This window comes from Polyangiaceae bacterium (genome assembly GCA_015075635.1).
Classification (GTDB): domain Bacteria; phylum Myxococcota_A; class Polyangia; order Polyangiales; family Polyangiaceae; genus JADJKB01.
Map to the genome: position 1 here is coordinate 1,060,811 of JABTUA010000003.1, position 21,622 is coordinate 1,082,432.

Annotated in this window: 18 protein-coding genes; 4 read left to right on the forward strand and 14 right to left on the reverse strand. The window is 71.7% G+C overall.

Annotated features, from left to right (window positions below; translation table 11 throughout):
• Window position 1 precedes the first annotated feature (1 nt).
• From HS104_35380 to HS104_35420, 9 genes are all read right to left on the reverse strand, one after another.
• A complete protein-coding gene (locus HS104_35380) occupies window positions 2-1,435 on the reverse strand; it encodes a hypothetical protein (GenBank protein MBE7485237.1) in 1,434 nt (477 codons plus the stop codon).
• A gap of 5 nt (window positions 1,436-1,440) precedes the next feature.
• Window positions 1,441-3,084, reverse strand: coding sequence for a B12-binding domain-containing radical SAM protein (locus tag HS104_35385; protein ID MBE7485238.1), 1,644 nt, complete (start codon window positions 3,082-3,084; stop codon window positions 1,441-1,443).
• Between the two features lie 51 nt (window positions 3,085-3,135).
• The gene (locus tag HS104_35390) at window positions 3,136-3,585 is read right to left on the reverse strand and encodes a hypothetical protein (protein ID MBE7485239.1); all 450 of its coding nucleotides are present in this window, start codon (window positions 3,583-3,585) and stop codon (window positions 3,136-3,138) included.
• Window positions 3,582-4,127 carry a hypothetical protein gene (locus HS104_35395; protein ID MBE7485240.1) on the reverse strand — a complete coding sequence of 182 codons (546 nt, stop codon included), beginning with the start codon at window positions 4,125-4,127 and terminating at the stop codon, window positions 3,582-3,584. The genes HS104_35390 and HS104_35395 overlap by 4 nt, the downstream gene beginning before the upstream one ends.
• A 190-nt stretch (window positions 4,128-4,317) precedes the next feature.
• Window positions 4,318-5,055: a hypothetical protein gene (locus HS104_35400; protein MBE7485241.1), complete on the reverse strand. Its 738-nt coding sequence runs from the start codon at window positions 5,053-5,055 to the stop codon at window positions 4,318-4,320.
• 40 nt (window positions 5,056-5,095) lie between these two features.
• Window positions 5,096-6,181, reverse strand: coding sequence for a patatin-like phospholipase family protein (locus HS104_35405; protein ID MBE7485242.1), 1,086 nt, complete (start codon window positions 6,179-6,181; stop codon window positions 5,096-5,098).
• A 9-nt stretch (window positions 6,182-6,190) separates the two neighbouring features.
• Window positions 6,191-7,072: an SDR family oxidoreductase gene (locus HS104_35410; protein ID MBE7485243.1), complete on the reverse strand. Its 882-nt coding sequence runs from the start codon at window positions 7,070-7,072 to the stop codon at window positions 6,191-6,193.
• 104 nt (window positions 7,073-7,176) lie between these two features.
• Window positions 7,177-8,142, reverse strand: coding sequence for an alpha/beta fold hydrolase (locus HS104_35415; protein ID MBE7485244.1), 966 nt, complete (start codon window positions 8,140-8,142; stop codon window positions 7,177-7,179).
• A complete protein-coding gene (locus HS104_35420) occupies window positions 8,139-10,121 on the reverse strand; it encodes a protein kinase (GenBank protein MBE7485245.1) in 1,983 nt (660 codons plus the stop codon). Before HS104_35420 ends, HS104_35415 begins: the two co-directional genes overlap by 4 nt.
• Before the next feature lie 55 nt (window positions 10,122-10,176).
• Between HS104_35420 and HS104_35425 the strand changes: the two genes are divergently transcribed.
• A complete protein-coding gene (locus HS104_35425) occupies window positions 10,177-11,025 on the forward strand; it encodes a hypothetical protein (protein ID MBE7485246.1) in 849 nt (282 codons plus the stop codon).
• A gap of 6 nt (window positions 11,026-11,031) precedes the next feature.
• On the opposite strand, the gene HS104_35430 is transcribed toward HS104_35425, so the two are convergent.
• The gene (locus HS104_35430; protein ID MBE7485247.1) at window positions 11,032-12,813 is read right to left on the reverse strand and encodes a hypothetical protein; all 1,782 of its coding nucleotides are present in this window, start codon (window positions 12,811-12,813) and stop codon (window positions 11,032-11,034) included.
• Window positions 12,814-12,850: 37 nt separating this feature from the next.
• Here HS104_35430 and HS104_35435 point away from each other — a divergent pair, with 37 nt between their 5' ends.
• The gene (locus HS104_35435; GenBank protein ID MBE7485248.1) at window positions 12,851-14,224 is read left to right on the forward strand and encodes an alkaline phosphatase family protein; all 1,374 of its coding nucleotides are present in this window, start codon (window positions 12,851-12,853) and stop codon (window positions 14,222-14,224) included.
• A gap of 5 nt (window positions 14,225-14,229) precedes the next feature.
• Here the strand turns inward: HS104_35435 and HS104_35440 are convergent, their stop codons facing one another.
• On the reverse strand, window positions 14,230-16,008 hold the full coding sequence (locus tag HS104_35440) for a hypothetical protein (GenBank protein MBE7485249.1): 1,779 nt from the start codon (window positions 16,006-16,008) through the stop codon (window positions 14,230-14,232).
• A gap of 77 nt (window positions 16,009-16,085) precedes the next feature.
• Here HS104_35440 and HS104_35445 point away from each other — a divergent pair, with 77 nt between their 5' ends.
• Window positions 16,086-16,793 carry a hypothetical protein gene (locus HS104_35445; protein MBE7485250.1) on the forward strand — a complete coding sequence of 236 codons (708 nt, stop codon included), beginning with the start codon at window positions 16,086-16,088 and terminating at the stop codon, window positions 16,791-16,793.
• A 5-nt stretch (window positions 16,794-16,798) separates the two neighbouring features.
• Window positions 16,799-16,969 carry a hypothetical protein gene (locus HS104_35450; protein ID MBE7485251.1) on the forward strand — a complete coding sequence of 57 codons (171 nt, stop codon included), beginning with the start codon at window positions 16,799-16,801 and terminating at the stop codon, window positions 16,967-16,969.
• 5 nt (window positions 16,970-16,974) lie between these two features.
• Here HS104_35450 and hypE read toward each other — a convergent pair whose 3' ends face one another.
• From hypE to hypF, 3 genes are read right to left on the reverse strand one after another with little or no spacing between them, the layout of a single operon-like run.
• The gene (gene hypE, locus HS104_35455) at window positions 16,975-18,027 is read right to left on the reverse strand and encodes a hydrogenase expression/formation protein HypE (GenBank protein MBE7485252.1); all 1,053 of its coding nucleotides are present in this window, start codon (window positions 18,025-18,027) and stop codon (window positions 16,975-16,977) included.
• Entirely contained in the window at window positions 18,024-19,388 is a 1,365-nt protein-coding gene (gene hypD / locus HS104_35460) for a hydrogenase formation protein HypD (GenBank protein ID MBE7485253.1), read from the reverse strand. The genes hypE and hypD overlap by 4 nt, the downstream gene beginning before the upstream one ends.
• Window positions 19,360-21,615, reverse strand: coding sequence for a carbamoyltransferase HypF (gene hypF, locus HS104_35465; GenBank protein ID MBE7485254.1), 2,256 nt, complete (start codon window positions 21,613-21,615; stop codon window positions 19,360-19,362). Before hypF ends, hypD begins: the two co-directional genes overlap by 29 nt.
• Window positions 21,616-21,622 lie beyond the last annotated feature (7 nt).

The following is a 21,622-nucleotide window of genomic DNA, read 5'->3' on the forward strand; positions in this document are numbered from 1 at the left end:
GTCAGCTCGCCCGGAGCTCCGCGACGCGCCGGCGCAACGTCTGCCAGCTGAGGCCCGAGACCAGCCAGGCGACGGCCGAAAAGCCCACCACCAGACCCAGGCGCAGGCCCAGACCGAGGGGGGCCGCTCGCCCCATTCCGAGCGCGAAGCTACCGAGCGCCGCGCCGGCCACGACCACCCCGAGGGCGCGCGCCACCGGCAGGCGGGCAGGGTGGACTCGTCGCGCCAGCGCCGAGGCCACCAGCGAGCCGGCGATGGCGCCCGCCAGCAGCGCCAGCGCCGCGCCGGTCGGACCCAGACGGGGCACGGCGAGCGGCATCAGGGCGAGGGAGAGTGCGGCGTTCACGGCCGCCGCTCCCAGCCAGAGGCGGGTGCGCTTGGCGAGCTCGCCGGGGATGCCGGCGACGCGTTGCACGCCCTCCGCCACGTCCACGAACAGGAGCGCGGGCACGATGATGGCCCCGCTCGCGTAGGCCGGCGCGAACCAACCGAAGAGCTCGGGCGCCAGCACCGCGATCGCGAACGTCATGACGCCGAACAGCGCGGCGTAGGCGCGTAGAAAGTCGGCGATGGCGGCCCTGGCGCCGGCGTCGCCGCTCAGGCGGTACGCCAGGGGCTCGAGGGTCAGGTTCAGCGCCACGTTGGACAGGGCGACCGGCGCGGCGAAGCGCGCGGCGACGTCGTAGCAGCCGGCGTCGAACAGGGTCGCCAGCCTCGCGATGACGACGCGATCGACGCTGCGCACGGCGATGAGCAGGTGGAAGACACCGAGCGGAAACCCGATGGCGAAGAGCGCGCGCAGCGTCTCCGCGCGCATCCGGCCGGCGAGCAGACCGCGACTCGGGTAAAAGAGCACCGAGAGCGCGACGAGCTGCGCCACGACCCGCGCCGCGAGCAGTCCGAACAGATCCAGGCGCGTGAGCAGGGCGAGCGCCAGGAACAGCGCGTTCTCGCCGACCGTGAGCAGGCCCAGGCTGCCGGCCACCAGGCGGTGGCGTTCGACCGAGCGCAGGTAGTCGGAGAGAGCGCGGGCGAGCGCACCGAGCAGCACGGACGCGCCGAGCAGCGGCGCGTAGCGGGCCGCGTCCGGCGATCCGGTCAGCAGCAGCGACAGCGGCCCTGCGAAGAGCACCAACAGCCCTGCCACCGTCAGCCCGAGCGCGATGCGCAGTCCCGCCACCGTCTTGAACAGCGACAGCCGCTCGGCCTCGTTCCCTTCGCCGGCCAGGCGCAGCGCCGCCTCGCCCAGCCCGAAGTCCGCGAGCACGATGTACGCGATCAGGGTCGCGCTCGAGAGCGTGGCGAACATGCCGAGCTCCGCAGGGGGAACGGCGCGCGCGAGCACGGGCAAGACCGCGATGGAGCTGAGGCGCGCTACCACCAGGCCCAGGCCGTAGGCGCCGACGGTGCCGCCGATCTGCCGGGCGCGTGACATCTGGCTCACGCCGCGCCGCACGCCCGCGATGCGCTTGGTGCCGGAACGTGACGCGCCGCCGCGTGGACCGGGTCCGTCTCTCGGGTGTCGGTCGCGCCGAAGCGCGGCGTCCCGTCGGGGCGGTAGCGGAGCTCGAGCAGCCCGCGCATCAGGCTGCGGCGCGCGCGCGTGCGCAGCGGATCGAGGGCGGGGATGGCCCCGAGCGCCGCGCGCAGCACCTCGGCGGCCAGGCGCCAGCGGGGCGGCAGATCGATCTCAGGATGCTTTTCGCGCAGCCCGAGCAGCGCCCGCACGTGGTCGAGGTGCCGGTGCGCCCAGGCACGGCGCTCGGGGGGCGTCACCCGCGCGGGGTCGAAGCCCGGGTGGTCCACGTAGAGCTCCTGTTGCAGGCGCTTCACCTCGTGGTGCGTGAGCAAGTCCGTGTCCACCACGCACTTGTCGAAGAGCCGGAGGTCGTCGAAGCCGTGAGGCAGGACGCGCAGGCTCTTGTGCTCGTGGATCTTCTCCGCGAAGTAGGTCTTCGGCAGCGGTGCCAGCATGGTGATCTGGATGTGCTCGGGCGCGAGCTTCTCCAGCATCCGGCGCGTCTCGCCCACCGTGTCGCGGGTCTCGTCCAGCCCCCCGACCATGGTGTAGGCCCAGGTCTTGATGCCCGCTTGCTTGGCCCAGGCGAACGCCTGCTCGCACTCGGACACGGTGGTGCGCTTGTTCATGGTTCGATCGAGCAGGATCTGCGAGCCCGATTCCATGCCGAAGCGCAGCTGCTCGCAGCCGGCCTCGGCCATCACGGCCAAGAGCTCGGGGCTCACCGTGTCCACGCGACTGTTGCACGACCAGCCCAGGCCGAGGCGGCGGTCGCTCATCTTCCGACACAGCTCGGTCACCCAGCGCGAGTCGAAGGTGAATGTGTCGTCGCAGAACCAGATGCCGTCGATGCCGTGGCGCTGCTTCAGCCACTCGAGCTCCGAGACGACGTTGTCCGTGGAGCGGATGCGCACCTTCTTGCCGTGGATGTGGTCGAGCACCGGCTGGCAGTAGCTGCAGTCCCAGGGGCAGCCGCGGGAGGTGATCATGGTGAGCACCCGGCGACCGAACAGGTAGGAGTGCCCCATCGCGGCGATGTAGGCGTCAACGGTGTCGTAGCGCGAGCGATCGGGGAAGGGCAGGCTGTCGAGATCTGCGACCCTGGGCACCTCGGGATCGAAGCGGAGCTCGCCGCTCAGGCGGTGAGCGACCCCGGGCAACGCGGCGCTCTGCCGGTGCTCGATCTGGTCGAGCAGGCGCGGGAAGGAGAGATCCCCGTCTCCGACCACCGCCGCGTCCACCCACTCGTCGCTCGCGACCTCCAAGGGGTAGAGCGTCGCGTGCGGTCCTCCCATCACGACCTTGGCGCCGAAGCGCCGCTTCACTTCGCGGGCCAGCCGCAGGGTCTGCGGGTAGGTGACGCTCATCACGGTGAAGCCGACGACGTCGGGGGCGAAGCGCTCCAGCGCCGGCCAGAGGTGGGCTGGCGAGCGCGTGAAGGCCGTGTCGAGCACCCGCACCCTGTGCCCCGCGCGCTCGGCCGCCTCGGCCACGTACAGGAGGCCGAGGGACATCTCCGAGTCCCGCGACAGGATCGGGTTCACCAGTGCGACGTCGAGCGCCATGAGCGGGCCCACCGATGGTGGCAGCGCTCGCCCTCTCGGACAAGCGCGGGTTCAGGGGCCGGTTGGGACTGCCAAGCGGAGCGCGAGCGCTGGACTCGTCGAGAGCACCAAGAGCGCCTGCCGGTTCCGCCAGGACCAGGTGTCTTCTCGGGTCTCGGTCTCCTCTCCGTAGAGCTCCCGCAACGTCGCCAGTACCTTCGCGCGGGCGCGCGCGTCGTCCAGCACGCACTCGATGCTGGACACCTTGGAGGCCGCCCCGAGCTCCAGCGTACAGGTGGCAGGTTCGTCGAAGACGCGGGTGCGCGCGCGGCCGTCGGGCCCTTCCAGCCCGGGCAGCGCCGCCCGGGCCTCTTGCAGCGTGCTGCCGAGCCGGACGCCGGCGAGGCCGCCCGGCACGTAGGCGCGCTCGTCGCGGGTGAGCTTCCAGACCAGCGCCGCGAGCAGCAGCGCCACCGCGATCGCACCGACCGAGCGCGCGAGTCGCGGCTCGGTGCTCTTCATCGCGCGAAGATCGCTTTCACCGAGGGTCGCGTCATCACGTACAGCTCGACGACCGGCAGGACCAGCGCGACCAAGCTGCCGAACAAGCCCCCGACCACGCCGCCGATGGCCCCGCCCCGCTCGACCGCGCTGCCGCTCGAGCCGAGCTCCCAGAGCGCCGGGTAGAGGAGCGCGACCGCCACGATCTGCCCGACGACCGCGTGACTGATGGCGCCAACGGCGTGCGCCAGCGTCAGCGTCCGACCCCAGGGGACGGCGCGCACCACGCCGACGCCGGCCACGATCAGACCCGCCGCGAGCAACGTCCCGAGCGCCAGCGAGAGGTAGGTCCAGGCGCCCAGCCAACCATCCCACAAGAGCTCCTGCACCCGGCGCGAGGCCGGGTCGCTCGCGATGAAGCGCGTGATCAAGGTCAGCGGTGCGGCGCCGAGCCCGAACACTCCGAGCGCGCACTGCGCGATGCCGAGCAGCCTGAGCCCCGAGCTCGGCGGCGGCGGCGGCGGCGGCGGCGCGGGAGGGGGCTGGAAGCCTGCGGGGTCCACGCGCGGAGCATAGCCGAGCGCGGCCTCGGCGGTGAGCCGAGCCCTGGAATCACCAGTGCTGTCTGGTCATGATCAGATCTCGATCCGCCACTGATGCGTGAGTGCGCACGCGGCGGTCAAAGCCGTTTCGACCGAACGGAAGGTCGCGAGGCGTCTGCTGCCGCCAGCGGAGCGCGAACTAGGGACACCCCTAGCGGCTCGCCCGCATGCAAAACAGCATGGGTGTGCCCGCACCGCACTGGCGGTTCGGCGCCCGCGACTTCTCCTCGTAGCCTTTGGGGCAGCTGGGGTCGCAGCTGTAGAAGTGGCTCCCGCAGCTCTTGACGCAGAAGCTCTGGAGCGCGCCGTCGGAGCCGCACTGCCGGCTCGGTGCCCGCGACGCGGTGTGGAAGCCCTCGCCACAGCTGCCGCACTCGTATTTGGTCGGGGCGGGCTCGTGCTTGGGGCCCGTCTGTCGGTCGCAGCTGTCGAAGGTGCAGTCGTCGCCGTCGTCGATCTCGACGGGGTCGTGGGTGACTTCCCCGGTTCGCGGGTCGCAGGCGTCCTTGGTGCAGGCGTCCTGATCGTCCACCAGCACGGGCTCGTGGACGGCGCCGCGGGCCGAGTCGCAGGAGTCGCGGGTGCAGGCGTTGCCGTCGTCCACGTTCGGCGGCGTGCCCGGAACGCACTGGCCCTTGCCGTTGCAGGTGGCGACGCCGTCGCAGACCGTCTCGTTGTCGCAGCTGGTTCCGGCTGGCGTGAGCAAGAGCACACACTTCGCGTCGCGGCACTCCTCCTCGGTGCAGGGGTTGTCATCGGCGCAGTCGCTGCTCGTGGCGCACTGCTCCCGCGTCTCCGACTTCTTCTGCAGCGGAGCCTCCTGCTTCTTCTGGCAACCGTCGCAGGCGCTGGCGCTGCCGAGGAGCAAGAGGGGCACGAGCCAGCGCATGGGGGCATGGTAGGCCAGCCGCGTGCTCACGGGGGTGCCTTCAGGCAGCACCGATGCGGAGCAGGGCTTCGCGCGCGGCTGCGTGCCCCAGGCGCATGTAGCGGGGCCACTCCCGGCGATCGAGGAAGGTGTCGTAGAAGCGCGCGCCGCGCACCTCGGCGTAGGGCACCGGGTGCAGGAGCACCAGCCGGTCGCCCAGGGCGCGCGCGTGCTCGCGCGCCAGCTCCAGGTAGACCGACCAGCGGAGCTGGCTGCTGGCCCGGAGGATCGACCAGGTCTCGTCCATCCAGCCGCTGACGTCTTCGCCGGCGAAGTCCGGCGGCATGTACGAGTTGATGCCGACCACCAGGTCCAGAGGCTCTTCGTCGGCGAGGGGGCGGGTCGGGAAGATGTCCACGACGCCGCCGTCGCCGAACTCGTGGGCGCCCATGCGCACGGGCTCGACGAAGATGGGGATGGAGATGGCCGCGCGCACTGCGCGCGCCAGAACGAGGTCCGGCGTCGCCTTCGTGCCGACGTACCTGAGCTCGTTCGTGTCCACGTTCCAGAGCACCACGGACAGCGGCACACGCGTCTCCCCGAGCTTCATGGCGCCGAAGCGCCGGAGGTAGGTCTGCTCCAGCGCCTCCCCGTGCAACAGCCCGCCGAAGCCGCGGAAGCGCCGGAGCGGGGCGCGGAGCACGTCCCTCCATTTCGGATCGAGGTAGTCGCGGGTGCCGAGCTCGAGCCAGAACTTCGCCATCGCTTCGGCGTCGAGCCCCGCGGCCCAGAGCGAGGCGAACAACATCGAGCCGGAGCACGCCGAGAGCGCCGCCGCTTCGAGCCCCGCTTCTTCGAAGGCCCGCCGCACGCCGCAGAGCGCGGCAGTGGCGCCGCTGCCGCCGGAGGCGACCACGGCGATGCGCTTGCCTCGCAGCTTGGGGACGTCGAACGGATCGAGGGGGCCGAACACGCTCCCCGCCGGCGGCGCTGGCTCGGGCAGCGCCAGCGGCGACAGGGCCCGGGCCGCGCGGGCCACGAAGCCGGCGTCGGCGCGCACGGCGCTCAGCAGATCGCGCGCCCAATCCGTGGCCCCGAACACCAAGCGGAGGTTGTTGGGCTCGAGCAAGTCGCTCGGTCGTCGCATGGCTCCTCGTCAGCGCGCATGGGCCACGACGTGGCGGCGCGGGCGTCTGGGCTTCGGGCGCTCGGCCTCGGGTGGCTCGCCTTCGCCGCGGCCCACGAAGCTGTCCATGGAGGCGTTCAGGCCCAGCGCGTCGGCGGCCAGGTCCATCACCGGCACCGGCACCAGGCGGAAGAGCGGGATGCTGTAGACGATGCGCGGCATCAGCACCCGTGCCTGGTTCTTCTCGATGGCGCGCACGACGGCCTGCGCCACGTCCTCCGGCTTCAGGATGGGCAAGAGCGCTGAGAAGCGCGTGCGCACGCCGGCGAACATTCCCGTGTCGACGTAGTACGGGCAGACGACGGTGGTCTTGACGCGGGAGTGGAGCTTCCTGAGCTCGAGGCGCAACGCCTCGTGGAAGCCGAAGGCGGCGAACTTGCTGGCGCAGTAGTCCGTGAGGCCCGCCACGCCGACCAGGCCCGCTGCCGACGAGATCGTGACCAGGTGGCCCTGGTTCGCCATCACCATGTCGGGCAAGAAGGCCTTCGCGGTCCAGAAGTGCGCCAGCGTGTTGACCTGGAGCGTGCGCTCGATCTCCTCGTCGGTGAGCTCCAGGAACGGCTTGCCGGAGACGATCCCGGCGTTGTTCACCAGCACGTCGATGGAGCCGCCCCGCTGCTTGAGCTCCCGCGCAGCGTCGTAGACCGCCACCCGGTCGGCGACGTCGCAGAGCTGGCCCTCGGCGCTGCCTCCCGCTCGCTCGAGGCGCCGAAGCGTGGCCTCCAGGCGAGCAGGGTCGCGGCCCCAGACCACGACGTGAGCCCCCTTCTGCGCGAGCTTGCTCGCGATGATCTCCCCGATACCGCGGGTCCCGCCGGTCACGAGAACCCGCTTTGCGTTGACGCGGGTCATGCCCAGAGCTGGGCAAGAAGCGCGCCGGTGACAATCCTCGACCGTCCGTGCGCTCGCGGCGCATTCCTTGCGATCTCGGCGCGCGGACGCGCAGCGAGGTCGCGTCAGGCCCGCGCCAGCAGCCAGTCCGAGAGCGGCGCGAACACGCGTTCCTGCGCCAGGCGGCTGATGAACAGATCGGCGTGGGCGAACCAGGTCTCGTCGTCGCCCACGCCGAGCTCGGTCTTGTGCTCGGAGCCGATGACCTCGAGGGCGCTCCGCGCGGCCGCCGGTGGGACGATGCCGTCGCGGTTCGCGACCACGCACAAGAGCGGGCGGTCGATGCCCCGCAGCGCTTCGGTGACGTTGACGCCGTCCACCATCAGATCGCCGGACTTGAACCAGCGGGAGATCTCCGCGTTCAGCTTGGGGATCGGGTCTTCGACGGTCTTGACCAGCTCGTCGGCCCGGGACAGATCGACGATCGACGTGTTCATGTAGATCGAGAGCAGACCCGGAGCCCGGGCGGCGACCAGCGGCAGGACGAGGCCTACCACGCTGCGCGTGCCCGACACGCGCAGGCGGCGAACGACCGCGGGGGAAGAGAAGGCCAGGCGCAGGAGCGGGTGCGCGTCTCGCCAGCGCAGCGGCGCGCCGATGCCGACCACCGAGCCGATGCCATGGGTCTCGGGGTGGTGGGCGAGGTAGGCGAACACGTAGGTGCCGCCCAGGCTGCAACCGACGACGTCCACGCGCTCGGCGCGCGTCTCGGTGTGGGAGCGTACGTGGGCGATGGCGGTCGCCAGGTCCTCGAGTGCGAGCACGCGGAAGCCGACATCCCGCGGCCCACCCTCGGAGCGTGACTCGCCCTGACCGCGCAGGTTGCTCGTCCAGACCTCGAAGCCGCGCTGCACCAGGAACTCGATCAACGAGGGCCCGTTCGGGTGGAAGCCGAGCGGAGTCGTGTTCATGCAGTAGCCGGGGACCAGCAGCACCGGACGCCGCCCCCGTGCCGGGCCGCCCTCCGCACAGTAGCGGCGCACGTCCAGTACCCACCCGCTGCTCTTGGGCCAGTGTCGCTCGATTTTCATGCTGCCCATTTCGGGGGTGGAGCGTCCGTCTTGCGGGCCCGCTCGGGGAAGATCTGACGCAATAGCCAGCCTTGGGCGAATTGTCGGCGCTCCGCCGTGGCCAGAGCGTCCACGGTGCGCCCGAGCACGGCGGTTGCCAAGAGAACGATCACGCCCGTCGTGACCCACATGAACGTCAGCGCGGGCATGGGGTGAAAGGGGGCCGCCCAGGGATTGACCACCATCTTGTCCCCCTCGAAGCTGTAGGACGCCGGCAGCCAACCCGCGAGCTGGAGCAACATCGGCACGCTGATGCCCGCGAGAGCGAGCCCGACGATGGCCATGCGCAGCACGCGGTCCGCCCGCGAGTTGACGATCAACACCACCGCGCAGGCCAAGACCAGCGTCGAGCTGACGATCAGGGGCCCGAACACCACCGACGTGGCGGACGCCCCGCCGATGGCCAGCGCGCTGGTCAGGAGCGTGTGCGCCCGCGAAGCGCGTCCGGTGCGAGCGGTGCGCCACACCGCCACCATGGTGGCGACGGCGAGGACGAAGAACGGCAGCCCCAGGCGGTAGTCTCGCGGCTGCATCCAGAGCGCCAGCGGCGAGAAGGCCCAGGCTGCCAGGATGGCGAGCCAGGCCATGCGTGCGGCGCGGCGGCGCACCTTCGCGCGCTCGAGCGCCAGCTCCTCCTCGGCCGCGGGGGGCAGCACGTCGGGCACGCGGGTGACGATGCGCGCGAGCATCGCCAGGGCCGCCGCGTGGGTTGGGTCGAGCGCCAGCGCGGCGTTGAGCTCTCGCAGCGCGTTCACCCGCTGCTCGACCTCGCCCGCGGGGCCCTCCCCCGCGAGGATGCGCTCCGCCGAGACCACGTGCTCGTGGGCGAGCTGACGCCGCCGCTCCACGTCGCGGTCGCCGTCGAGGAAACGCTCGAGCGCATCCGAGAGCTCACGGGCGCTGTGATAGCGCTGGCTCGGGTCGAGGGCTGTCGCGCGCTCGCACAGCTCGTCGAGCTCGGGAGGGATGTCGAAGTCGGGGCGGCGCCGGCTGGGGCGCGGGTCGGAGCTGCCGGTGACCGTGGCGTTGACGAGGTCGTTCAAGGTCCGGCGCGCGTGGAGCGGCTCGAGCGCCAAGATCTCGAACAGAATGGCGCCGAGCGCGTACACGTCCGAGCGCGCGTCGAGCTGGTCGTTCTCCCCACGCACTTGCTCCGGTGACATGTAGCCCGGGGTGCCGACCATGGCGCCCACCACGGTGCTCGGCACCAAGTCGCGGTCGAGATCGGCCGGAGTGATCGGGGGCACGAAGGGCGCCTGGCTCGCCGGGGCTTCTTCGTCTTCGGCCTCGACGGCCTTGGCCACCCCCCAATCGAGCACGTTGACCTCGCCGAACTCGCCCAGGATCACGTTGCCCGGCTTCAGATCGCGATGGATGACGCCGCGGCTGTGGGCGTAGGCCAGGGCCTGACACACGGACGCGAAGGCCGTCAGCAGCCTGCGCCTGGAGTAGCGCTTCTCGACGTGAGGATCGCGCCGTCCGAGGGCCGCGACGATCTCCTCGAGCGTCAGGCCGTAGACGCGCTTCATCGTGAAGTAGAGCGAGCCGTCCTCTTTGAGCCCGACGTCGTACACGGGAACGACCCCGGGGTGCTCGAGGCGACCCTGGATCTTCGCCTCCTGCTCGAAGCGCAGCACCAGCTCCTCTCTCGGCCCGTGCTCGGGGCGGAGCTGCTTGACCGCCACCGTCCTGCCGATGCGACGATCGCGGCACGCGAAGACCTCGCCCATGCCGCCGCTGCCGAGGCGCTTCTCGACGGCGTAGCGCTCGTCGAACAAGCGCGCCGCGAGCCGCGCCAGCTGCGCTTGCCGGGGACCCGACTTGGTCTCCGGGGCGGGCGTGCCGCCGCGCGGGAGCGTGCCCTTGTCGAGCTCGGTGTCCGTGCCGCGTACGAGCGTCGCGGTCTCGTCCGGGCGGGGGTCCGCGTCGTCCGCGCTCACGCCCTGAGCATATCGCACCCGTGTGAGCGCCGAGCGGTGTATCCTGTGCGCCTTCATGCTGCGCTTCATCCGCACGGTCGCCGTCTGCTCGCTTCCGCTTCTGGTCGCCTGTGCGGCCAGTGAGGACGTCGGCGACGAGGGTGTGGGTGGCGCCGCGAGTGGTGGATTCGGGGGCACGACCTCCGGCGGCGCGAGCGGATTCGGCGGCGCGGGCGCGACGGGCGGCGGCGGGGCGCCCGGCGGCAGCGGCGGCGCGCCGCCGAACGGCGGCAGCGGCGGCGTGCCGAGCGGTGGAAGCGGCGGTGCGCTCGGCGGCAGCGGCGGTGTCGGCGGCGCGGGCTCTGGAGGCGTCGGCGCGACCGGGGGCGCGGGCGCCAGCGGTGGCAGTGGCGGCGGCACTTCTTGCGCGGTGGTCGGCTGCGCCGACGGCAGCGAGAGCGGCGCCGGCTGCTCCGCCGCGCGGGTCGTCGGCCGGCCGAGCGCCGCAAAGCTGGGTGGCTTTCAGGTCACCGCCAACACCTGCAGCGCCGCCAACGACGTGAGCGGCTACGACGCCACGAGCTGCAAGGACCAGGGGCGCGACCGCTCCTGGCGCCTGTACCTGAAGAAGTTCGAGAAGCTCGACGTGCTCTTGACCCAAGGCGCGAAGTGCTCGAGCGCGACGAGCTGGGAGCGCGTCTTCAAGATCTACTCGGGCACGAGCTGCACCGATCAGAGCTGCGGGAAGAAGCACCTGTGCGCGAACACCGGCGCCGGTACCTGGGGCACGAGCTTCGTGGCCCCAGAAGACGGCTGGTACGTGATCGTCGTGGACGGCAAGAACGGCCCCGGCGCGGGAGACGACAGCGGGGAGTTCACGCTCACGCTGAGCCTCCTGTGCGTGTTCGGCGGCTGCGAGTGCTGAAGGCGCTCAGCGCGCGTCGTCCAGACCGCGCCGGAGGAAGGCGAGCAACGCGCGTCGCCGCTCGGGCGTCAGCTCGAAGCTCCGCGCGTCGGCGTCGAACGTCTTGGGCGCGATGCCCAGACCCTGGCCCGAGCCCTTGGCGTAGAAGTCGACGACCTCCTCCAGCGTGCCAAAGCCGCCGTTGTGAAAGTAGGGAGCGGTGCGCGAGAGCCGTCGGAGCGCCGGCACCTTGAAGGCGTGCTCGTGCTCGGCGCGCCCCGTGACCGCGCCGCGCCCGCGGTCCGCGTCGAGCGTGCGCGCGCCCGGACGCGCCGGGACGCCGATCGCCGTGAGCTCGGCTCTCGTGAAGCGGGGCGGCTCCGCGCCCGAGGTGAGCGGCAGCCGGTGACAGCGGCTGCAGCGCGCCTCGCCGAAGAACACGTCGAAGCCGGCCAGCTCCTCGGGGCCGAGGGCTTTGCGATCGCCGCGCACGTAGCGGTCGAACGGCGTGTCGTCCGCGATCAACGTGCGCTCGAGCTCGGCGAGCGCGTCGACCAAGCTCGCCTGGGTCGGTCCATCCGGGTAGAGCTCGCGAAAGCGCCGCACGAGCTCGGCGTCGCCGGCCACGCGCGTCACGATCTCGGGCCAGCTGCCGCCCATGTCGCTCTCGACGGCGATCTCGACCTGGCGCGCCAGCGTGCTGGCGCGTCCGTCCCAGAAGAACATCGGCTCGTAAGCGATGTTGAGGAGGCCCGGCACGTCGCGCTCGAGCCGCCGTCCGTCGAAGCGCCGCGGGCGCTCCCGACCGGCAGAGAACCCCTGAGCCTCGCGGTGGCAGCTCGCGCAGCTGAGCTTCCCGTTCTTGCTCAGGCGCTTGTCGTGGAACACCAGCTTGCCCAGCTCGGCGCGACGGGGGTCGGGCGCCGCGCCGGGCAGGCGCGGGAACGTCGCCACGCTCACCCGCTCGGCGTACGGCTCGCGCGCGGTCGCGTGGCGGGGCGCGAAGGGTGGCGGGAGCACCGTGCCGCGCGCGGCGAACAGGCCGCGCAGCTCCGCGCCGAGCTCCGCGCTCTTGGCCAGCCCCTCGAGCTTGTCGTCGAGCGGCGCGGCGGGCGCTGCCTCGCGGGCGTCGAGCCAGCGCTCGAACCCGGTGGTCGCGCGCTCGAGCGCCGCCGGATCCGCGGCCAACTTTGCCACCTCGCGCGAGTAGCGGACCAGAGCGCGCCCGCCTTCGAGGGCGTCGATGCGCGCCTCTTCGCGGCTCTCGCCGGCGGAGCCGTCGAGCAGCGTTCCCCAGCGAAAGACCCCGCGATTGAGTGCGTCCGCCAGCTTGTGCGCGCGCAGCGACAGGGTCTTCGCTTCGCCGGGCGCGAGCAGAGACGCGGGTTTGGTGCGGCTCAGCGAGCGCTCCAGGGCCTCCCAAGCCGGGGGCTCTTCGTGGAGCGCGGCGGCGAGGGGCGCGAGCCCAAGGTCGGCGGGGAACTCGTCGGCTTCGTCCGGCGGCTCCAGCGTGGACGAGTGCGTCAGGAGGGTGGCGATGGGCAAGAGGCGGCGCCAGGCCCGGCGGAGCTCGAGGTAGGCCAGGCGAGCTTCGCGCGCGTCTCGTGCCTTCGCCGCCCGCTCGATACGCTCGAGCTCCTTCGCCACGGACTCCGCGTCCGCGATGGCGAGCCGGCGGATCCCGTCGGGCTCGGCTGGCGCCGTGCTCTTGGGTGACGAGGCGGTTCCGGGAGTGTGACGTTCCTCCGGCGCGCGGCAAGCCGAGAGCACCAGGCAGGCTGCCACGAGGCTCGGGAGCGGCGCTTTCACGCCCACGGTGTATGCTCTCGGCCGGAGACTCGCCAGCATGAAAGTCGCTCCTGCCAAGCTCGCGTGCGCCGTGTTCTTGACGGCGGTCATCGGCTGCTCGTCTTCCGACGAGGGCTCCGAGCCGACCGTGGTGCGCCCCGACGACTCGGTGGCCGCGGCGGCGCGCGAGAGCTGCCAGTTCCAGGTCGGCGCGTTGGCGCAGGACACGCTGGGCAAGTCGGAGCCCATCGGCAAGCAGATCCCAATCGATCACATCTTCGTGCTGATGATGGAGAACCGCTCCTTCGACCACTACTTCTCCAAGCTCCCCGAGTACGGCGTCACCGACGTGACGGTCGCCGACGAGTCGTTCACGAACCTCGACCAGAACGGCAAGCCCGTGAGCTGGTTCCACGAGACGAAGTACTGCGTGGAAGATCCTTCGCACGGCTGGAAGGGCACCCACCGCCAGTGGAACGGCGGCAAGAACGACGGGTTCGTGATCGACAACGAGCCCGACGGCCGGCGGGCGATGGGCTACTTCGACGCCTCCGACCTGCCTTTCTACTACGCGCTCGCCAAGGAGTTCGCCATCGGCGACCGGAACCACTCGTCGCTGCTCGGCCCCACCTGGCCGAACCGCATGTACCTCTACAGCGGGACCAGCCACGGGTTGACCCAGAACACCCTTCCGACCGGCGTGACCATCGCGAACGTGTTCGCCGCGCTCGTGGAGAAGCAGGTCGAGTGGAAGGTGTACCGCAGCAATCTGCCGCCCGCGGCCATGTTCATCAAGACCTGGCTCGAGAGCATCAAGGGCTGCGGCGATCCGGAAGCGGGACCCTGTCGCCTGGCCGAGTTCGAGGACCTGTTCGGCGATCTCGAGACGGGCAACCTGCCCCCCGTCACCTTCATCGACCCGGAGTATTCGACCGGCATCGACGAGACCAGCGAGCACCCGCCGGGCAACCCGCACCACGGCCAGAACTTCGTCTGGCGCGTCGTGGACGCGCTGACCAAGAGCCCGATCTGGAAGCGCAGCGCGCTCTTCATCACCTACGACGAGCACGGCGGCTTCGCCGATCACGTCCCGCCGCCGCCCGCTTGCCACCCGGGGGACGACGACCCGGCGGATCAGAGCGACGGCACCTTCGACCGCCTGGGCTTCCGCGTCCCGCTGTTCGTGATCTCCCCGTTCGCGAAGAAGGGCTACGTCTCCCACGTGGTCCGCGACCACACGGCGGTGCTGCGCTTCATCCAGGCCCGGCACGGCATCGGCGCGTTCACCCGGCGGGACGCAAACTCCGACGCGCTGATGGACCTGTTCGACTTCGACGGCGCCCCCCACGCCACGCCGCCCGCCTTCCCCCAGCCGGTGATCGACCCGGCGAAGGTGGCCGAGTGCAAGGCGGATTTCCCGGGCGGCGGCTAGTCAGCTCAATGTGACGCGAACCCGCTGTCGATGAGCTCGCAGCTGCCCTTGGCGAGCCAGGTCGAGAAGCAGTGGGCTACGGCGGTCTGCGAATACGCCTGCACGATGAGCGCGCCGTGGCGCTGAGCCGCCGGGATCTCGTTCATGGGGTTCTGCACCAAGATACGTGTGGCCTTCTCGCCTCCCGGTGCGAAGCTCATGTTGTCGCTGGCCGGCAAGCCGAGCTCGGCCATGCCCGCGACCGGATGCTGCGTGGGTAGCGCCAGGCCGGCGCCGAACGCGCGCGCCCACTGGTCACTGGAGGGCTCGGGGATGACCGGATCGGCGATGGCCTGCATGAACAGCGCCGGACGCGGTCGCGCCGCGCGATCTTCGACCCTGAGCGCGTAGGCGAGGGGATCGGCCCCGTCGAGCACGACCTCCGCCAGGCCGAGCAGCGTCTCTTTCTCGGGCGTCGGGCGGTTCACGATGTTGGCCACCAGCGCGGCGAACAGCCCCTTCGACACGATCTCCGGGTAGCCGCCGGCGGCGACGAACAGGCCTGCGGCGTTCACGTTCTTGGTGGTCGCGAACGTCATGCTGCCGGAGATGCCGCCGAGCGAGAGGCCCATGTAGAACCCCTTCGAAGCATCGAGCGCGTCCTTGACGCTCAGCGCCGGCTCGAGCGCGGCGTTCAGCGCGGCGATGCCGGTGAACACCGCCTGGTGATCGGCGACCGCCTGGCGGAAGTTGTCGCGCGTCTTGGCGAGGTCGGAAAAGTCCACGAAGTCGAGGTCGCTGCCGCCCGCGCCCCCGGCTCGGTCGCCGTGGTACGGCAGGTCGATGGCCACGAAGGCGAAGCCCGCCTCCGCGAGCGGCTTCGCCAGCTGGAAGAAGTCGGTCTTGTTCTGGCCGCCGCCGTGCTGGAACAGCACGAACGGGAAGGGCGCGCTGCCCTTGGCCGGCAGCGCCACCACGAAGCCGGGCTTGGTGACCCCGGTGGCGATCGGCACGCCGTCGGCTCCGCGCTGGATCACGCCTGCGGCGTCGGCGTACGCCGGCAGCTCCAGCAGCCCGCTGGCTGCGGTAGGTGCCAAGGATGGCGCGACGTCGGCGGGCGGCGCCGCGGACCCGAAGCTCGCCAGCGGGCGCGCCTCGACCTTGGCCACCTTCAGCACCGGCGTGGCGGCGACCTGCTCGTACAAGTGGAGCAAGTCTTCGGCGGTGGTCGCGACGCGGAAGGGCAGCGCCAGCGCTGCGTCGGTGCCCGAGGGGAGCGACTGCTTCGCGGCGGCGTAGGCCGCGGTCGAGCCGCAAGCGGGCAGCGCGCGCGCGCCGGAGACGGCGCTTTCGCCGACCACCAGCACGACGTCGCTCACCCCGGGCGGGACCGGATCGCGCGGCTGCACCACGAGCGTCAGGCCGTCCTCCGACAACGTCGTGGAGAACGGCGTGCCGAGGTCCGCCGGCGCTTCGCCGGGCTTGGCGCCGAAGAACCAGAGCTGGCTCGCGTCCACGCTGGAGGCCGCGGCGTCGAGCGGCAAGACTAGCGTTGGCCGCGCCGGCCAGCCGTCCACCAGCTCGAGCTGCTCGGCCCATTTCGGCTTCACCTCCGCCACCATCCCCAGCGCGAAGTCGCCGGCGGGAGGCGAGAGCTTCTCGCCCTTCTGCCAGGCCGGTGTCGGGAACGCCAACACCTTCGAGGCGTCGGCGCAGGCTCCTTCGCCGGGCGTCGCGTCGTCGGAGCCGCCGCAGCCCAACACGGGCAGCGCCAGCACGAGGGTCCAGGTTCGAGATGGAAGCATGGCGCGAGCGTGCAGCAAGCCGGGCTCGGGAGCCAGGGACTTGCAGCGCCGTGCGAAAACCGAGAGCCTTGGCGCCGATGTCGGAGCAGGCGGAGGTCGAAGCGGAGGCGCCGCTCGAAGAGCCCGCGCCGGCGCCCATCACCACGCCCGAGCCCGACCCCGTGACGCCAGCGAGCGCGGATCCGCCGATCGCGCCGTTCTTGAGCGGAGCAGAGCTCGTGCGCCGACTCGCGGCTGCCAAGGACGAGGGCGTGATCGAAGAGGTCTGTAGCCGAGCGGAGAAGCAGCTGGCCGCCGAGGACGCCCACGCGGCGAAGCTCGACGCCAGGGCCACGGCGTTGTTCGCGGCCGCGGGTTTCTCGATGACCGTCGCCTTTTCCTTCGGTGGGTGGGCGCTCCTGGACAACGCTCGGAAGGTCCCCAGCGGGCAGCTCATCGCCGTGGCGTTCGTGTTCGTGCTCGCCCTGGGCGTGGCGACGAGCGCGTTCGCGCTGCGCGCGCTGCTCCTGACCTTCGGCCAGAAGTTCCCGGACGAGCGCGACATCTTTCGTCCCGAAGCGCTGGCCAAGACCAAGATCCAGTACAAAAGGTACATCGCCGTTCACCTGTGGCTCGTCTGGCAGGACCGCTTCGAGCGCAACGAGCGCCGGGCCGGCTTGATCAGGACCGGGCAGTTCCTGTTCGTGGGCTTTTTGGCTGCGATCTTCCTGTTGTCGATCCTGACCACGACCAGCGCGATCTCACGGAGCCCGGACCCGGCACCTCAGAAGAGCGGAAACCCCTGACCCAGATGGCAGACGACAAGCCCCAGGACGAAGAAGAAGAGCTCGTGCCCTCGCCGGGCCGGCCGCGCTACGGCAAGGCCCCGCGCAAGAAGGCGGCTCGCCGCAAGAAGGTGGCCAAGAAGAGCGCGCCGAAGCGGCAGAAGAAGAAGGCGAAGAAGAAGTCGCGCGCCCGCTGACGCGCTCAGCAGATCCGCGGCAGCTGCTCGCCCGAGAGCTCGGTCAAGACCCGGGTGCCGCCGACAGCGGAGCGCAGGCACACGAAGCCTGGTCGCTCCGCGCTGACGTGACCGATGCTCGAGGCGCGGGCGCCCCGCGGGTGGCTGCGCAGGGCGGCCAGCGCGGCGGCGTGCTCGTCCTCGGGCACGACGGCCACCAGCTTGCCTTCGTTGGCCAGGTGCAGCGGGTCGAAGCCCAGGAGCTCGCAGGTGGCGTTCACCTCCGGGTGGATCGGGAGCTGGCTCTCGTCCAGCGTGAAGCCGACCCGCGAGGCCCGCGCGATCTCGTGCAAGACGCCGGTGAGCCCGCCGCGCGTCGGATCGCGGAGCACGCGCGTCCCCGGCGCGGCGGAGAGCAGGCGCTCCGCCAGATCCCCGAGCGGCGCACAGTCGCTGACCACGCTGGTCTCGATGCCGCTGCGCTGGCTCATCACCGCGATGCCGTGATCGCCGAGCGTGCCGCTGACCAGCACCCGATCGCCGGGTCGCGCCCCGGACACGCTGATGGCGCGTCCCTCCGGCACGAACCCCACGCCGGTCGTGACGATGAACACGCCGTCGCCGCTGCCGCGCTCGACCACCTTGGTGTCGCCGGCCACCAGCGCCACGCCCGCCTCGCGCGCCGTGTCCCGCATCGATGCGACCAACCGCGCGAGCTCGGCCAGCGCCAGGCCTTCCTCCAGGATGAAGGCCGCGGAGATGTAGGCCGGACGCGCCCCGACGCAGGCCAGATCGTTGACCGTGCCGGCGACGGCGAGGCGACCCAGATCGCCCCCGGGGAAGAAGCGCGGCTTGACCACGAAGGCGTCGGTGGTGAGCGCGATGCGCCCGGGCTCCGCGCCCAGCACGGCGGAGTCTTCCAGCGCGCCGAGCACCGGGCTGTCGAAGGCCGGCAGGAACACCTGGCGCAGCAGCTCCGCGGCCAGCGTGCCGCCGCCGCCGTGCCCGATCACGACCCGATCGTAGTCGCGGAAGGGCAGGGGACAGGCGCCCAGCTCGTCGTCGTCCGGCGCGCTCATTCGGCGACTCGCGGGAGGTGGCGCCCGTAGGCGTAGTAGGCGGCGCAGGCGCCCTCCGACGACACCATGGTCGCGCCGAGCGGATGCTCGGGCGTACACGCGCGGCCGAAGGCCGGACAGTCCAGCGGTTTCTTCAAGCCGCACAGGACCTGTCCACTGAAACACTCCGGCGACTCCGCGGTCTCGATGGCCGTAACCGAGAGCTCCCGCTCCGCGTCGTAGCGCCGGTACTCCGGCGAGAGCTCGAGCCCGCTCTGGGGGATCTTGCCGATGCCGCGCCACTTGCGGTCGCAGGTCACGAACACCTGGGCCAGGAGCTCGCGGGCCTTGGCGTTGCCGCCGCGGGTCACGGCCCTCCGGTACTGGATCTCCACCTCGGAGCGCCCGCTCTCGAGCTGCTCCACCGTCGCCAAGAGGCCCTCCAGCAAATCGACCGGCTCGAACCCCGTGATCACGATCGGCACGCGGTGGCGCTCGGCGATGGGCTCGTACTCCCCGGTGCCCATCACCGTGCAGACGTGCCCCGGCCCCAGGAAGGCCTGCACGCGGTTGTCCTCTGTCGCCAGGATGGCGGTCAGCGCCGGCGGGACCCTCACGTGGGACACCAGCGCGAAGAAGTTGTCGAGGCCGCGCCGCTTGGCGGTGAGCAGCGCCTGCGCGTTGGCCGGGGCGGTGGTCTCGAAGCCGATGGCGAAGAACACCACGCGGCGCCCGGGGTTCTCGGCGGCGATGCTCAGCGCGTCCAGCGGCGAGAGCACCACGCGCACGTCCGCGCCGCGCGCCTTGTGCGCGAGCAGATCGCCCCGCGACCCGGGCACGCGCAGCATGTCGCCGTAGGAGCAGAACACCACGTCGGGCTCGGCGGCGATGGCGTGCGCGCGGTCGATGGTCTCGAGCGGGGTCACGCACACCGGGCAGCCAGGGCCGTGCACGAGCTCGAGCTCCGGGGGCAAGAGCTGGTCCACGCCGTAGCGGACGATGGAGTGCGTCTGCCCGCCGCACACCTCCATCACCACCCAGGGTCGGGTCACGCGCCGGCGGAGGGCGCGGGCCAGCGTCTCCACCGCCTCGCGCTGCCGGTATTCGGCCAGGTACTTCACTCGCCGCGCTCCGAGGCCGCGTCGAGCTCGCGCAGGAGCTCGAAGGTCCGCGCTGCCTCCGCCTCCGAGATGCGCGTCAGCGCGAAGCCGACGTGGACCAGCACCCAATCCCCGGGCTTCGCGTCCGGCACGTGGGCCAAGCACACGTTCTGCTTCACGCCGCCGAACTCGACGCGCCCCATCAAGAGGTCGGCGTCGGAGTCGTCCACCGCCACCACGCGTCCAGGAACGCCTAGGCACATGCCGCGTCTCCTCGCGCATCGCGGGCCGCCAGCGCGTGGAGCTGCCCCAAGGCGAGGCCGCCGTCGTTGGGCGGCACCTGGCGGTGGCAGCGCGGCGCGAGGCCGCGCGCGGGCAGCCGGCGCAGCAGGGACTCGGTCAGCACGCGGTTCACGAACACGCCTCCCGATAGCACGACCTGGGCCGTGCCGTGCTCGCGGGCCAACGCCTCGCACGTGCGCGCAGTTGCTTCGGCCAGCGACTCGTGGAATCGCCGGGCCAAGAGCGAGGCCGGCGCGCTCTGCTCCGCCAGCGCTCGGAACATCGGGGCTGGATCCAGGAGCCAGGGCGTCCGGCTCGTGTCCACGGTGAGCTCGTACAGCACGCCGTCGTCCTCGACGCTGCTGGCCAGAGCTTCCAGGCCCATCGCCGCCTGGCCCTCGAAGCCCTGACGCTGCACTCCGCCCGCCAGCGCCGCCACCGCGTCGAACAGGCGTCCCACGCTCGACGTCACAGGGCAGTGTACGTTCCGCCGCAGGAGCTCCGTGACCGCCCGCCGCGCCGAGGCTTCGACGCCCGCGAGCGCCGGCACGTCCTCCGGGTCCACGCCGGCGTGGAGCAGGTGAGCCACGCCCATGCGCCAGGGCTCGCGGGCGGCACGGTCACCGCCCGGCATCCCCACCGGGGTCAGGTGCGCGGCGCGCCGGCTCGCGCACGCGTCGCCGACGAGAAACTCACCGCCCCACGCCGCGCCGTCGTGCCCGAGGCCCACGCCGTCGAAGGTGACACCGATGGCCGGACCCGTGACCTCGGCGTCGCACAGCGCGCTGGCGAAGTGCGCGTGGTGATGCTGCACGGCCACGAGCTCGGCGCCCGTCTCTTCCGCGAAGCGCATGGCCCACTGCGTCGAGACGTAGTCCGGGTGCAGATCGCACACCACGCGCTCTGGGATCACGCCGAACAGGCGGCGGTACAGCGTCAGCATGCGCTCGAAGTCGTCCTGCGCCGCGGGGTCGTCCAGATCGCCGATGTGCGCGCTCGGCAGCGCCAGCTCGCCGATGCCCAGCGCGAAGACGTTCTTGAGCTGACCGCCCACCGCCAGCGTGGGCCGCGCCAGCGGCAGCGGAAGACGCACGGCGCGGGGCGCGTAGCCGCGTGCCCGGCGCAAGAACAGCGGAGCGCCGGCGACGACGCGCAGCACGGAGTCGTCCACCCGGACGGCGATCGGGCGATCGTGGGCCAAGAAGAGATCGGCGATCGCCGACAGGCGCGCCCGCGCGTCTCCGTCCTCCGTGGCCATCGGCTCCTCGGAGCGGTTTCCGCTGGTCATCACCAGCGGGATGCCGCCCACCGCCCGCATCAACAGGTCATGGAGCGGCGTGTACGGCAAGAGCACGCCCAGCTCCGCCAGCCCCGGCGCGACCAGGCTCGAGACACTGCTGTCCGGTCGCCGCCGGCAGAGCACGATGGGTCGCTCCCGGGACTCCAAGAGCGCGCGCTCCTTGGGGTCGAGCGAGAGCTCCCGCTCGGCGCTGGCCGCGTCCGCCAGCATCACGGCGAAGGGCTTGTCGTCTCGGAGCTTGCGCTCCCGGAGGCGCGCCACCGCGGCGTCGCTCCGCGCGTCGCAGGCGAGCTGGTAGCCGCCCAGGCTCTTGAGCGCGACGACTCCCCCGCCCAGCAGGCACGCCGCCACCTCCTGGAGCGGCCGCTCCAGCTTCGGGCCGCAGTCGGCGCAGGCGATGGGCTCGGCGTGAAAGCGCCGGTCGTTCGGGTCTTCGTACTCGTGCCGGCAGCGCTCGCACATCGGGAAGGCCGCCAGCGTCGTCTGCGCGCGGTCGTAGGGCGAGCCGGTGATGACCGACAGGCGCGGCCCGCAGCGCGTGCAGTTCGTGAACGCATAGCCGAAGCGGCGCCCGGTCGGATCCCGGATCTCCCTCAGGCAGTCCTCGCAGGTGGCCACGTCGGGCGCCATCAGCACCACGTCCGCGGTGCGCGAGTCACTCTCGCGGATGACGAAGCCGCCTTCCCCCGTGGTCGGGAGCGGCCGGATCTCGACGGCGCTCACCTGCGCCAGGACCGGTGCCCGCGCCGTCAGCGCAGCAGCGAAAGCGTCGAGCGCCGGCTCCGCCCCCTCCACCTCGATGCGCACCCTCGCGCCGGCGTTCGAGACGAAGCCGGCGAGCCCGAGCTCGGAGGCCAGCGCGTGCACGAAGGGACGAAAGCCGACGCCTTGGACGACACCGCTCACCTCGACGGCCCAGCGTGGCATGGCGCCA